The sequence below is a fragment of the Streptomyces sp. CB02959 genome, from assembly GCF_002803155.1.
Taxonomy (GTDB): Bacteria; Actinomycetota; Actinomycetes; order Streptomycetales; family Streptomycetaceae; genus Streptomyces.
The window spans coordinates 415,048-427,612 of sequence record NZ_NNBP01000003.1 but is presented as its reverse complement, the minus strand read 5'-3'; the positions used below and the strand labels follow the sequence as shown (position 1 = coordinate 427,612).

The 12,565-nt window shown below is 72.5% G+C and carries 11 protein-coding genes; 6 read left to right on the top strand and 5 right to left on the bottom strand.

Annotated elements, in window-relative coordinates; genetic code table 11:
• Positions 1-63 precede the first annotated feature (63 nt).
• Positions 64-1,356: an MFS transporter gene (locus CG747_RS07640; RefSeq protein WP_100600854.1), complete on the top strand. Its 1,293-nt coding sequence runs from the start codon at positions 64-66 to the stop codon at positions 1,354-1,356.
• Positions 1,357-1,597: 241 nt separating this feature from the next.
• A complete protein-coding gene (gene mltG, locus CG747_RS07635; protein ID WP_100600853.1) occupies positions 1,598-2,419 on the top strand; it encodes an endolytic transglycosylase MltG in 822 nt (273 codons plus the stop codon).
• Between the two features lie 136 nt (positions 2,420-2,555).
• Here mltG and CG747_RS07630 read toward each other — a convergent pair whose 3' ends face one another.
• From CG747_RS07630 to CG747_RS07610, 5 genes are all read right to left on the bottom strand, one after another.
• Positions 2,556-3,320 carry an alpha/beta hydrolase gene (locus tag CG747_RS07630; protein WP_100600852.1) on the bottom strand — a complete coding sequence of 255 codons (765 nt, stop codon included), beginning with the start codon at positions 3,318-3,320 and terminating at the stop codon, positions 2,556-2,558.
• Between the two features lie 235 nt (positions 3,321-3,555).
• Positions 3,556-4,332 (bottom strand): ABC transporter permease, encoded by a 777-nt coding sequence (locus CG747_RS07625; RefSeq protein ID WP_100600851.1) that lies wholly within the window; start codon positions 4,330-4,332, stop codon positions 3,556-3,558.
• Between the two features lie 26 nt (positions 4,333-4,358).
• Positions 4,359-5,270: an ABC transporter ATP-binding protein gene (locus tag CG747_RS07620; protein ID WP_100600850.1), complete on the bottom strand. Its 912-nt coding sequence runs from the start codon at positions 5,268-5,270 to the stop codon at positions 4,359-4,361.
• Between the two features lie 58 nt (positions 5,271-5,328).
• Entirely contained in the window at positions 5,329-6,222 is an 894-nt protein-coding gene (locus CG747_RS07615; RefSeq protein ID WP_100600849.1) for an ABC transporter permease subunit, read from the bottom strand.
• Complete coding sequence (locus CG747_RS07610) at positions 6,219-7,358, bottom strand: ABC transporter ATP-binding protein (protein ID WP_100600848.1); 1,140 nt, start codon at positions 7,356-7,358, stop codon at positions 6,219-6,221. Before CG747_RS07610 ends, CG747_RS07615 begins: the two co-directional genes overlap by 4 nt.
• A 168-nt stretch (positions 7,359-7,526) precedes the next feature.
• Between CG747_RS07610 and CG747_RS07605 the strand changes: the two genes are divergently transcribed.
• The 4 genes from CG747_RS07605 (at position 7,527) to CG747_RS07590 (ending at position 12,525) form a co-directional block, all read left to right on the top strand.
• On the top strand, positions 7,527-8,393 hold the full coding sequence (locus CG747_RS07605; protein WP_100600847.1) for a M24 family metallopeptidase: 867 nt from the start codon (positions 7,527-7,529) through the stop codon (positions 8,391-8,393).
• Positions 8,394-8,491: 98 nt separating this feature from the next.
• Positions 8,492-10,222, top strand: a complete 1,731-nt coding sequence (locus CG747_RS07600; protein WP_100600926.1) for an SDR family oxidoreductase — start codon at positions 8,492-8,494, stop codon at positions 10,220-10,222.
• A gap of 115 nt (positions 10,223-10,337) precedes the next feature.
• Positions 10,338-11,006, top strand: coding sequence for a metal-dependent hydrolase (locus CG747_RS07595; protein ID WP_100600846.1), 669 nt, complete (start codon positions 10,338-10,340; stop codon positions 11,004-11,006).
• A 232-nt stretch (positions 11,007-11,238) separates the two neighbouring features.
• Positions 11,239-12,525: a MerR family transcriptional regulator gene (locus CG747_RS07590; protein WP_100600845.1), complete on the top strand. Its 1,287-nt coding sequence runs from the start codon at positions 11,239-11,241 to the stop codon at positions 12,523-12,525.
• The last annotated feature ends 40 nt before the right edge of the window (positions 12,526-12,565 follow it).

Below are 12,565 nucleotides of genomic sequence, written 5' to 3'. Positions count from 1 at the left end.
CACCTCTCCCTTCTCCCCCTGCTCTCCCCAGTACGAGTTGCACGATTGGCCAGGTACGCACGCATGTCAGGGACCGACTCGACTGCCCAGGTCGACCTCATCGACGCCGAGGAAGACCTGATCCCGGCCCCACCGGTGGCCACCGCACGACGCCGGCTGCGGACCCACCCCGCCCTCCTCCTCACCGGCATCGTGCTCGCCGCGGTGAACATGCGCGCGGCGCTCGCCGGGGTCTCGCCACTGCTCAACGAGATGGCGCACCACTTCCACCTGGCCGCCACCACCAGCAGCCTGGTGACCACCATCCCGCTGGTCTTCATGGGCCTGGGATCGGTCATCGCGCCGCGGCTGGCGCGCCGTTGGGGCACCGAGGCGGCACTGTGCGGTGCGCTGGTCGCGCTGTGCGGCGGCATCGTGCTGCGCATCGCGCCGCCGGTCGCCGCGCTGTTCGCCGGCTGTGCGGTGGTGGGCGGGTCCATAGCCCTGCTCAACGTGCTGATGCCGGGCCTGATCAAGCGGGACTTCCCGGAGCGGGCGGCGGGCATGACGGCGCTCTACTCGACCGCGATGATCCTCGGCGCGACCGTCTCGGCCGCCTCGGCCGTCCCCTTGGAGAACGCGCTCGGCAGCTGGCAGGGCTCCCTGGTCTCCTGGGCGCTCCTCGCCGCCGTCGCCGCCCTCGTCTGGCTCCCGCAGGCCGTGATCGCCCGCCGGGGCACGCACCACGGCGAGGCCGCGGCACGGCCCGCCCACACCACCGGACAGGGCCCGAAGCTGACCCGCTCACCGCTCGCGTGGCAGGTGACGCTCTTCATGGGTTCGCAGTCGCTGATCGCGTACGTGATCATCGCCTGGATGCCGACGATCTTCACCGACCACGGCATGGGCAAGAGCGAGGCGGGGCTGGTCTTCGCCTTCAGCACGCTGCTGCAGATGGCCGGTTCGTTCGTGGTCCCGACGCTCGCCGGCCGGATGCGCCGCCAGCGGCTGCTGGGTGTGGTGGTCTCCGCCCTGATGGCCTGCGGTGTCACGGGGCTGCTGATCGCGCCGGTGGCCGGCGCGTGGCTGTGGGCGGCGGTGCTCGGCGTCGGCCAGGGCGGCGCCCTCGGCCTGGCCCTGACGATGATGGTGCTGCGGTCCGGCGACGCGCACACCGCCGCCCGGCTCTCCGGCATGTCCCAGACCGGCGGCTACCTCCTCGCCGCCGTCGGCCCCTTGGCGCTGGGCGCCGTCCACCAGGCCACCGCCGGCTGGACCGTCCCGCTCGTCCTGCTGCTCGCCGTCTGCGCCGGCCTCGCCCTGCTGGGCCTGGGCGCGGGCCGCGACCGCCGCATCGGGGAGAACGCCGCGGGGTGAGCCCGCGGCGGGGAGGACGTCGCGGGGGTGAGGGTCGAGGGCCGGGGCGGGGCCGTCCGCGCCGCCGCCCCCTCTCCGCCCCCACCAACGGTCCAGCGGCGGGCGGCGGCCCCGGGCAGCCCCGCGCGGGCGCCGGTGCCCGGCCGGCGCACGGTCGACGCCCGGCCCCGTCCCGTCATCAGCCGCAATCCGGTGTGACGGGACGGGGCCACATCACAGCCGGCTGCCCTACCGTGCCCCCATGAGCGATGTGCAGCACACCGGCCATCGGCCCGGACCGCGGCTCTCCCGCACCGGCTGGCTCGTCCTTGTCGCGGTTCTGTGTCTCGTGGCCGTCCTCGCCGTGCTGCTCGTGCCGCGGCTGCTGCGCGAGCGGCAGTACGGGCAGCTGACGGTTCCGGAGGGGCAGCGGGCCTCCCAGATCTACGCGGCCGCCGACCACGCCCTGAACGTTCCCGAAGGCACCACCGCGCAGGCCGCCAAGACGGCGCGCCTGGACCTGCCCGCCGAAGCGAAGGGCAACCCGGAGGGCTACCTCTTCCCGGCGACCTATCCGCTCCGCAAGGACACCACCCCGGCGTCGCTGCTCTCGTACATGGTCAAAACCGCCGATCAGCGGCTCGCCGCCGACCGCATCACCGCGTACCGGACCGTGGTGATCGCCAGCATCGTGCAGGCCGAGGCGGACCGCCCGGCCGACATGGGGAAGGTCGCCCGGGTCGTCGACAACCGGCTCGCCAGGAACATGCCGCTGCAGATGGACTCGACGATCAACTACGCACTCGGCCGCAGCACGCTCCGCACCAGCCACGCCGACACCCGCACCAACAGCCCGTACAACACCTACAAGTTCGCGGGCCTGCCGCCCACCCCGATCGACAATCCGGGTGCCGACGCGCTGAAGGCGGCGGCCGCGCCGCCCGCGGGTGACTGGCTCTACTTCGTCACCGTCAAACCGGGCGACACCCGCTTCACCGCCAGCTACCAGGAACACCTGCGGAACGTGCGGGAGTTCAACGACGCGCAGAAGGACACCGCCGCCGGCAACGCCACCGGCGGGTAGTCCTCCGCCACCGGCCCTCCCCGGCCGACCGGGCCGCACCGGGCTGCACCGGGACAACACCTGCCCGGCCCGCCGCATCGCCCCGGCCTGCGGTCGCGGCGCCCGGCTTGTCGGCCGGGCGCCGCGACCGCACACCTCAGCTCGGTGAGGTGCCCGCTCGGCCGAAGTGCCGGGCGAAGAACCGGACCGCGCTGTTGGCCTCGAACCGGGGCAGTTCCTTGTGCTTGCCCGCGTTGGCGTGCAGCGTCTTCTCCTGCGAGGCGAAGGCGTCGAACAGCGCGAGACCGGCCTCGCGCGGAATGTGCTCGTCGTCCCACTGCATCGCGAACTCGATCGGGATCGTGATCCGCTTCGCCTGCTCGGCCAGCACCTCGGGCCAGTGCTGGCCGAAGACCGCAGCCGTGATCCTGGGTTCGTCCGCCACGAACGGCACCCCGATCGCGGTGCCCATGTTGATGCCGAAGTAGCCGACCGGCCCATCGGCGCCGATCTCCGGAAGCTCCTGAAGGGCGTCCAGGGTCGCCCGCCACTCGGGCACGGCGAGCTCCGCCAGATGCGCGTTGTAGCGCACGACGATCGGGCCCTCCGGCTCGCCCGCCGCCCTGGCCGCGAACAGCGCGGCGATCTCCCGCTCGTCGTGCGCGGTGCGCGGCCGGTCGCCGTGGCCGGGCGCGTCGATGACGGCGACGTGGAAGCCGCAGCCGGACACGAGGCGCTGCGCCCGGCCCGCCATCGCCGGATGCTTCTTGTGGTTGCCCCCGCCGTGGCCCATCAGGATCAGGGGCGCGCGATCGGCGCCGGAGGCTGGCGACCAGAGGACTCCGGGGACATCGCCCACGGTGAAGTCGCGTTCGCGCATGCCGTTCGACGACGAATCGGCGGTGATGTGGAGAGAGTGCACAGGTGTGGCCTTTCGGAAGTGCCTTGTTGTCGAGGCGCTCCCGGCGACACCTACGTCAATCGCCCGACCGTGACGAAAGGGGGAGCACCCACATGGATACGGCGTTCATGGGGTCTCACCTCCTCGGACGGTGTCGCGGTCGACTGGACACTAACCGTCGACCGCGATCCCGACCAGCCTTTTTCCTACGTGAGCACCACTCCGGACGAACCCTGGATGCTGCCCGGTGGGCCGCTCACTCCTCCCCGGCCAGCGTCAGCGCCTTCAGCCGGCGCGCCGCGTACCAGGTCGAGGCGGCGGTGACGGCCACCAGCAGGCAGACCGCGAGCGGGAGTTGGACCGCGGAGCTGAGGGCCCCCTCGGCGGCGACCTTCTGCCCGACCGCGAGCGCCCACTGCTGGACGCTGAGGGTCCGCGCCCCGGGGACGACGTTCCCCACGAACGCCTCCCAGACCAGGGCGTAGACCAGCCCGAAGACCACGGCGTGCCGGGTGATGGTGCCGAACAGCAGGAACAGGGCGCTGTACGCGACCGAGGCGACGGCCGCCGCCACCGCGTACGCCACGGCTATCTGCTGGCTGTTGCCGTTGAGGACGAATCCGGCCACCAGGACGGGTACCGCCGAGAACACGGCGGTCACACCGATCGCGACCAGCAGTTTGGTGATGATGATCGTCGAACGGCGGACCGGCTTGGCCAGGAGGTAGACCACCGAGCCGTCGTCGATCTCCGGCCCGATCGCGCCCGTCCCGGCGATCACGCCGATCAGCGGGACCATCGTGCCCAGCGCGAAACCGCCCAGGATCCCGCCGGCCGTGGCGTCGTCGGCGCCGGTCAGCGCCCGGACGGCCACGGCGATCACCACCAGGAGGGCGGGCAGTGCGAAGAGGATCAGCGCGCGGCGCCGGCCGAGCAGCGCCCGGTAGGTGAGCCGGGCGACGGTCGGGTGGAAGAGCGCGGCCTTGGGCCCGGCGGCGGACGCCGGCGGGGCCACGGGAGAGGTCGTGGACATAACTGCCTCAGGGCTCCTTTCTGGCCTCAGGCCGCTACGAGGTAGGAGAAGACGGATTCCAGCGACTCGTCGGAGGGTGAGACGGTCAGCAGGCGGATGCCGTGGTCGCGGGCGACCCGTGGCAGGAGTTCGGTGAACCGGCCGAAGTCGACGGCCTGGATGCGCAGTGCGCCCTCGACGACGTCCACCTCGATACCGGCCGTCGAGGGGTCGGTGATCAGCGCCCCGGCCAGCGCCCGGTCGTCGTCGGACCGGACGAGGTAGCGGTGCGGGCGGTCGGTCATCAGCCGGCGGATCTTGCGGAAGTCGCCGGAGGCGGCATGCCGGCCGGCCACCACCACCTCGATGTGCGAGGCCAGTTGCTCGACCTCTTCGAGGATGTGCGAGGAGAACAGGACCGTACGGCCCTCGTCGCCCATCTGCCGCAGCAACTCCATCAGCTGCATCCGCTGCCGCGGGTCCATGCCGTTGAACGGCTCGTCGAGCAGCAGCACCGACGGGTCGTGGACCAGCGCGGAGGCCATCTTCACCCGCTGCCGCATGCCCTTGCTGTACGTCGAGATCTTGCGGTCCTGGGCGTACTCCATCTCGACCGTGGCCAGCGCCCGGGCCGCCGCGGCCCGGCCGAGGCCGTGCAACTCGGCGTTGGCGAGCACGAATTCACGGCCGGTGAGGAAGTCGTACATCGCCTCGCGCTCCGGTACGAGGCCGATGTGGCGGTAGCTTGCCGCGTTCCGCCAGATCGTCGTCCCATCGAGGGTGACGGTGCCGTTGGAGGGGGCGAGGAAGCCGCCCATCATGTTGATGAGGGTGGACTTCCCGGCGCCGTTGGGACCGAGCAGACCGGTGACACCCGGGGCGATGGTCATGGTGATGTCGTTGACGGCGACGACGTTCCCGAACCAGCGCGAGACGTGGTCGATACGAAGAGTGCTCATGGGCGCGGCCCATTCCTTGAGGGGTGGCGGTCGGGCGACGGGTGGGAGGTCCGGGAGGTCACAGTCCGGCCTTCCGGTAGCGGCGCATCAGCAGGCCGTAGCAGCCGGCTATGAGGAGCAGCGAGACGAGGAGGTAGACGGCCCCGGCGCCGGTGGACGGCTTCAGCCCGTTGGGGAAGGAACTGGTGCCACCCAGGAACGTGGACTGCACCCCGTCGATGAGCGTGATCGGCGAGAACAGCCCCAGCCAGCCGACGGCGGCTTCGCTCCCCTGGAAGGAGGCGATGCCCTGGACGGCGCTGACCGCGCCGTACGGAATGGTGAGCACGGCGATCACCGCGGCGACCCCGAAGCCGCGGCGCGGGGTGAGCGCCGAGACGACCAGCCCGATCCCGGCGAACAGCAGCGAGAGCAGCGCGACGCAGAGCAGCCCCTGCCCGAACCCCTTGGTCTGGTCGACGAAGTCCAGCTTCCCCAGCAGCGCCCCGACGTAGAGGATCACCAGGGGGGCGGCGGTGAGGATGAACAGCGCGCTCGCCATCGCCGCGAACTTCGCCATGACGTAGTCGGCCCGCTCGATGGGCCGGGAGAAGTACAGCGGGGTGGTCTTGAACCGCAGGTCGCGGGAGACGGACTGCGGGGCCTGGGCCGCCAGATAGAGGCCGATGACGGCCTGGAGGAAGATGGCGTACCGGGTGTAGCCGACCGGGAGGCTGGCGGCCTTGGTGAACATCGTCACCGCGACCATGATCCCGGCGGGCAGGCACATCACTCCGAAGAGCAGCATCGGCAGCACCTTGCTCTTCGCCGACCGCCCGAGCCCGTACGCACCGCGCAGGCTCTGCGAGAACAGCGACCGCCGAGCATAGGCACGGCCCAACCGGGGGCCGTCGTAGTGCCGGTAGCCGATGTTGTGGATGTAAGCGCCGCCCGGCGTGGTTTCCGTACTCATCCTGCGTCTCCTCCGCCCACGATGGTGGGCCGTCCGGTGCCCTGACCCGCCGCCGCGTTCCGCTCCGTCGGTGCGGCGCCGGCCGGTGCCGGCGCGGCGGCCGCCGCCTGTGCGTCCGCGTCGCGGAACACCTCGGCGATCTGGTGCCGTCGCTGCTCCATCCGCACCAGGCCGAGCCCCAGCCCGGCGACGGTGTCGCGCACCAGGTCGTACGTCTCGTCCCCGGACGCCTCGACGAGGAGGACGTGGCCGGGGGAGGCCAGCCCCTCGGCTCCGGGTGCGCCGGTGGTCACCGCGGCGCCGGCCGCGGCCAGGGCCGCGCGCAGCGCTCCGGTGCCGTCCGGATGGGCGTCGGTGTCCGTGACCTCCACCGCCAGCGAGGTGGTGACCTTGGTGAACTCCGTGGTGGAGGACGAGCGCAGCAGTTTGCCGCCGTCGATGACGACGACGTGGTCGCAGGTGCGCTCCAGCTCCCCCAGGAGGTGGGAGGTGACCAGGACCGAGATCCCGAAGTCGGTGTGGACGCGGCGGATCAGGCCGAGCATCTCGTCCCGGCCGACCGGGTCGAGGCCGTTGGTGGGCTCGTCCAGGAACACCAGCTGCGGGTCGTGCACCAGCGCCTGGGCCAGCTTCACGCGCTGCTTCATGCCCGTGGAGTAGCCGCCGATGGGGCGGTACCGCTCCTCGTAGAGCCCGACGTGGCGCAGGGTGTCGGCGGTGCGCTCCCGGGCCGCGGTCGGCGGCAGGCCGGACATCCGGGCCATGTGCACCACGAACTCGGTGGCGGAGACGTCCGGCGGCAGGCAGTCGTGCTCGGGCATGTAGCCGACCCGCTCACGGATGGTGCCGCCGTCCTTGGTCACGTCCAGTCCGAGGACGTGGGCGGTCCCCTCGGTGGCCGGAGCCAGCCCGAGCAGGATCTTGATCAGGGTCGACTTGCCGGCACCGTTGGCACCCACCAGGCCCGTTACGCCGGGGGCGATGTCCACGGAGAGCCGGTCCAGCGCGGTCACCCTCGGGTACCGCTTGGTAAGGCTTTCGGTCACGATCACAGTCACGGGTTCGACGGTAGTGGCGCCCGCCGAACCCGTCGTCAACCCCAGCGGTGGTCTTCGTGTACCCCTCGGGTACGACATGCCCGTAGGGGTTCTCCTGCTTCAGCGGCACAGGGGCCGGGGTCGTGCCGTGGCGTTGGCCTCGTCGGCCGCACACCCCTTGACGCAGCCGCCAGTCATTGTCACATTCATCAGTGTCAAGTTACGGGCACGTACCGCGATGAACCGCTTACGGACGGACGGTTGGCGATGGCCTCAGTCACCTCAGCGATCTCAGCAGCAACGGGAGAACTCACCGCCGGGCTCAGGGGATTCCGGGAGGTACAGCGGCTCGCCTACGCCTGCGCGGAAGCGGTGGCCGCCCAGCTCAAGCCCGGGATCACCGAGCGCGCGGCGGCGCGGATGCAGCGCGAGTGGCTGCGCGAGCGCGGCGTACGGGACTGGTTCCACCTGCCGTTCGCGTGGTTCGGCGACCGCACCGCGTTCGCCGGCTTCCGGGTGCCGCTGCAGTTCTTCCCCACCAACCGCGAACTGGAGCCGGGGATGCCGTTCATCCTCGACATGGCACCGGTCCACAACGGCTACACCGCCGACATCGGCTACTCCGGCTGCCTGGGCCTCAACCCCGTGCACGACCGGCTGCTGGCCGACCTCGAAGCCCACCGCGAGCTGATCCTGTGCGAGGTCCGCGAACGCCGCCCGCTGCGCGAGATCTACCAGGACGTCGACCGGTTGATGGTGCGGCAGGGGTACGCCAACCGCCACCGCGCCTATCCCTTCGGCGTCATCGCGCACAAGGTCGACCGGGTCCGGCAGCGCCGCTGGTCCCCCACCCTCTTCGGGTTCGGCACCCAGTCCCTCAAGGGCCTCGCCGCCGACGCGCTGCACGGCCACCGGGAGGGCTGGTCCCCGCTGTGGAGTCCGTACACCTTCTCCGACCACCCGCCGCAGCCCGGGCTGTGGGCGGTCGAACCCCACCTCGGTTTCCGTGGCACGGGGGCGAAGTTCGAGGAGATCCTGGTCGTCACGGACTCCAAGGACCCGCAGGAAAGCGCCTTTTGGCTGGACGACGATCTGCCGCATGTGCGGCGCTGGCAGGAGGAGAAGGCCGCGTGAAGACGGGACGTGGACGGGACGAGCACCAGGCCCGGGGACGGGGCACCGGGCGGCCGGCGGCAGCCGGAACCGGGCTCCCGGAGGCCCGGGAGCGCTGGGTGCGCACCGGCGGGATCGAGCTGTGCGTCGCCGAGCTCGGCGATCCGGACCGGCCGACGGTGATGCTGGTGCACGGCTATCCGGACAGCAAGGAGGTCTGGTCCGAGGTCGCCCGCGGCCTCGCCGAACGCTTCCACGTGGTGCTCTACGACGTCCGGGGCTGCGGCCGCTCCACCGCGCCGCGGCCGCTGCGCGGCGGCTTCACCCTGGAGAAGCTGACCGACGACTTCCTGGCCGTCGCGGACGCGGTCAACCCCGACCGGCCGGTCCACCTCGTGGGCCACGACTGGGGCTCCGTCCAGTCCTGGGAGTTCGCCACCGTGCGGCGCACGGAGGGCCGGATCGCCTCCTTCACCTCCATGTCCGGACCGTCCCTCGACCACTTCGGCCACTGGATCAAGAAGCGGCTGGCGCGCCCCACCCCCGGACGGGCCGCCCAGCTCCTCAGCCAGGGCGCCAAGTCCTGGTACGTCTACCTGCTGCACACTCCCGCGCTGCCCGAACTGGCCTGGAAGGGCCCGCTCGGCAAACGGTGGCCGGGAATCCTCCAGCGGGTGGAGAAGGTGCCCGACGGCGACTACCCCACCGCCTCGCTGCCCACCGACGCGGCCCACGGCGCCTGGCTCTACCGCGACAACGTCCGCGCCCGGCTGCGCCGCCCCCGCCCGGACCCCTACGCGCACTGCCCGGTCCAACTCATCACCCCGACCGGTGACGCGTTCCTCTCCCAGCGGCTCTACGACGACCTCGACCAGTGGGCGCCCCAGCTCGTGCGCCGCACGCTCCCGGCCAAGCACTGGGTGCCGCGCACCCGTCCCGATCAACTGATCTCCTGGATCGGCGAGTTCATCACCGCCAAGGAGGAGGGCGACCCGGCGAAGGACGTCGTGGCCTCCGGACCGTACGCCGACCGCTTCGGCGGCCAGCTGGTGCTGGTGACCGGCGCGGCCAGCGGGATCGGCCGGGCCACCGCGTTCGCGTTCGCGGAGGCCGGCGCGCGGATCGTCGCCGTCGACCGGGACGCCGAGGGCGCCGCCCGCACCGCCGACATGGCCCGGCTGATCGGCGCGCCGGAGGCTTGGGGCGAGGCCGTCGACGTCTCGGACGAGGCCGCGATGGAGAAGCTCGCCGACAAGGTCGACGCCGAGTACGGCACCGTCGACGTACTGGTCAACAACGCCGGCATCGGCCTCTCCGGCTCCTTCATGGACACCACCACCGAGGACTGGAAGAAGGTCCTGGACGTCAACCTGTGGGGCGTCATCCACGGCTGCCGGATCTTCGGCAAGCGGATGACGGACCGCGGCCAGGGCGGCCACATCGTCAACACCGCCTCGGCCGCCGCCTTCCAGCCGTCCCGGATACTGCCCGCCTACAGCGCGTCCAAGGCGGCCGTCCTCATGCTCAGTGAGTGCCTCCGCGCCGAGCTGGCCGGGCAGGGCATCGGCGTCACCGCCATCTGCCCCGGGCTCGTCAACACCGGCATCACCGGAACCGCCCGCTTCACCGGCGTCTCCGCCGAGGAGGAGAAGCGCCGCCAGGCCAAGGCCGCGCGGATGTACGGGATGCGCAACTACCCGCCGGAGAAGGTCGCCGACGCCATCCTGCGCGCGGTGGTCCGCAACCAGGCGGTGGTACCGGTCACCCCCGAGGCACGTGGCGCCCACCTGCTGTCCCGCTTCACCCCGCGGGCACTGCGCGCCCTCGCCCGTATCGAGCCACCCGTGTAACCGGCCCGCGCCCTCGCCCCGCAGCCCGCACCCGGCGGTGGCCGGGCCGGACACCTCCGGCCCGGCCACCGCCCTCCCCCGAGATCAGGAGAACCACGCGCGTCAGGAGCAGCCGATGAGCGCACCACGCCCCCAGGAACACCACCCCATCGCACCCCGCCGGGTCGCCTTCGACTGGCACGGGACCCCGCTGCACTGGATACCGGACGTGCTGGGGGACCGTCCCCCCTTCCGCGTCCCGATCCCCGAAGGGGAGTGGCTGCGCTTCCGGCTGGCCCTGATCGCCGCCATCGAGCAGTTCACCGCGGTACTCGGTAACTGGGTCCTGGCCGCCGGCGGTCTGGACCGCGCCGGCCCCGACCCGGTGATGCTCGACCTGCTCCGCTGGCACGGCGCCGAAGAGGTCGAGCACCGCGCGGTCGCCTTCGACGTGTACCAGCACACCGGCGGTGAGGAACCCGCCCGCTATGCCCGCCGTGTCCTGGCCATGGGTGTGACGGCTCCCGTCCTGCTCTACCTCTGGACCTGGGGCGCGGCCTACCTCCTCCGCCACGACCCCCAACCGGCCGCCCCCGCCCGCTACTCGCTGCGGGCGCACCACCGCGCCGTCCGCAAGGGGCTGCTGCCCACCTGGCGGGAACTGGGCGCGGCGATACCCCGCTATGTGCGGCGCTCCTACCACCCCTCCCAGGAAGGCTCGCTCCGTACCGCCCTCGCCTACCTGGCCGCCTCCCCGGCCGCCCGCGCCGCGGCCGGCGCGTTGAGCCGCTCGGCACTCCGGTAGCGGCCGTCCCACGAGGTGGTCACCCCGCCCGGCCGCCCCGCAGAGCGGCCGTATCGTGGCACCGCCGCACCCGGCCCATGGCAAGGCGACGGTGGCGCGGCCGAGGTCCACGGCACGCCCGGCCTCGGCGCTGCCGCCCCGCAGGCAACCGCCATGGAGTCAGCCGTCCCGTGATGGCTGACCGGCACAACGGCCTCCTCGATGAGGCGGCCGCCCCGTAAGGAGCACCGCAGTGACGACCGAGCAGCCGCCGACGGCCGAGTACCGCATCGAGGACCTGGCCCATCTCAGTGGCGCCACGGTCCGCACCATCCGCGCCTACCAGGACCGGGGTCTGCTCCCCCGTCCCGAGCGCCGCGGCCGCGCCAACGTGTACGGCGACACCCACCTGGCGCGGCTGCGCCAGATCGCCGATCTGCTCGACCGCGGCTACACCCTCGCCAGCATCAAGGAACTCCTCGACGCCTGGGACGCCGGGCGCGGCCTGGGTGGCGTCCTGGGCCTGGTCGCCGAGATCGACGGGCCGTGGACGGACGAGCAGCCGACCCGCATCAGCCGCGCCGACCTCGACTCCGCCTTCGGCGGCACCCCCAACGAACAGGCGGTGGCCGAAGCCGTCGAGCTCGGTGTCCTGGTACGCGTCCCCGGCCGGGACGGCGAGTTCCTGGTCCCCAGTCCGCAGGAACTCGCCGTCGCCGCCGAACTTCACTCGGCGGGTGTCCCGCTCCTGGCGATCTCCGAGCATCTGCGAGAGGTGCGCGGCCAGGTCGAGCACATCGCCTCCCGTTTCCTGGACTTCACCACCGAGCACGTCTTCCGGACGTTCCTCAACCATCCCCCCACCGAGGCCGCGACGGCGGAGGCCACCGCGCTGGTACGCCGGCTCCGGCCGCTGGCCCAGCAGACCATCGACGCCGAACTCGCCCGCGCCATGCGGACACTGGCCACCCGGTACATCCGTCACCACCTCACCGAGGCCCTGCCGTCCGACCGGCCGGAGCCCGGCTCCGGTGCGGCAGGCGGACCGGGCACCGACGCATCCGCGCCGGACGGGCGGGGCGACGACGGGCAGCCCGTCGGGTGGGCCGAGGCCGGACCGGTGCGGCGGCCGCTCTCCGCCACCGGGCCGAAGGCCCCGTCGGCGTCAGCGGTCGCTCCGGGGCCGGAGGGCACCGCCGAGTCGGAGAACACCGCCGAGTCGATGGGCACCGCCGAGTCGATGGCCGTCCCGGTGCCGGTAGCCGTGCCGGTGCCGGTAGCCGTGCCGGTGCCGGGCCCCGGCCCCGGGGCGGCGGTGGGCTCCGGATCCGTCGCGGACCCCTGTCCCTCGACCGGCGCGGAGGCAGTGCTGTTGCCCGCCGAGGCCGTTCAGGCCGTACGCGACCTGGTGGGGCCGGAGCGCACGGCCGCCTTCATCACCGCCGCCGCACGGCGCGAGGTGCAGGCCCGCGCCATGGACGCCCTGACCGCGGCGGCCCGTGCACCCCGGCCCGCCGAGGAAGGCACCCCCGGGCGCTGAACGGCCCGCAGGCGCCCCGGGCGGCCTCCCCGCGCCCGGC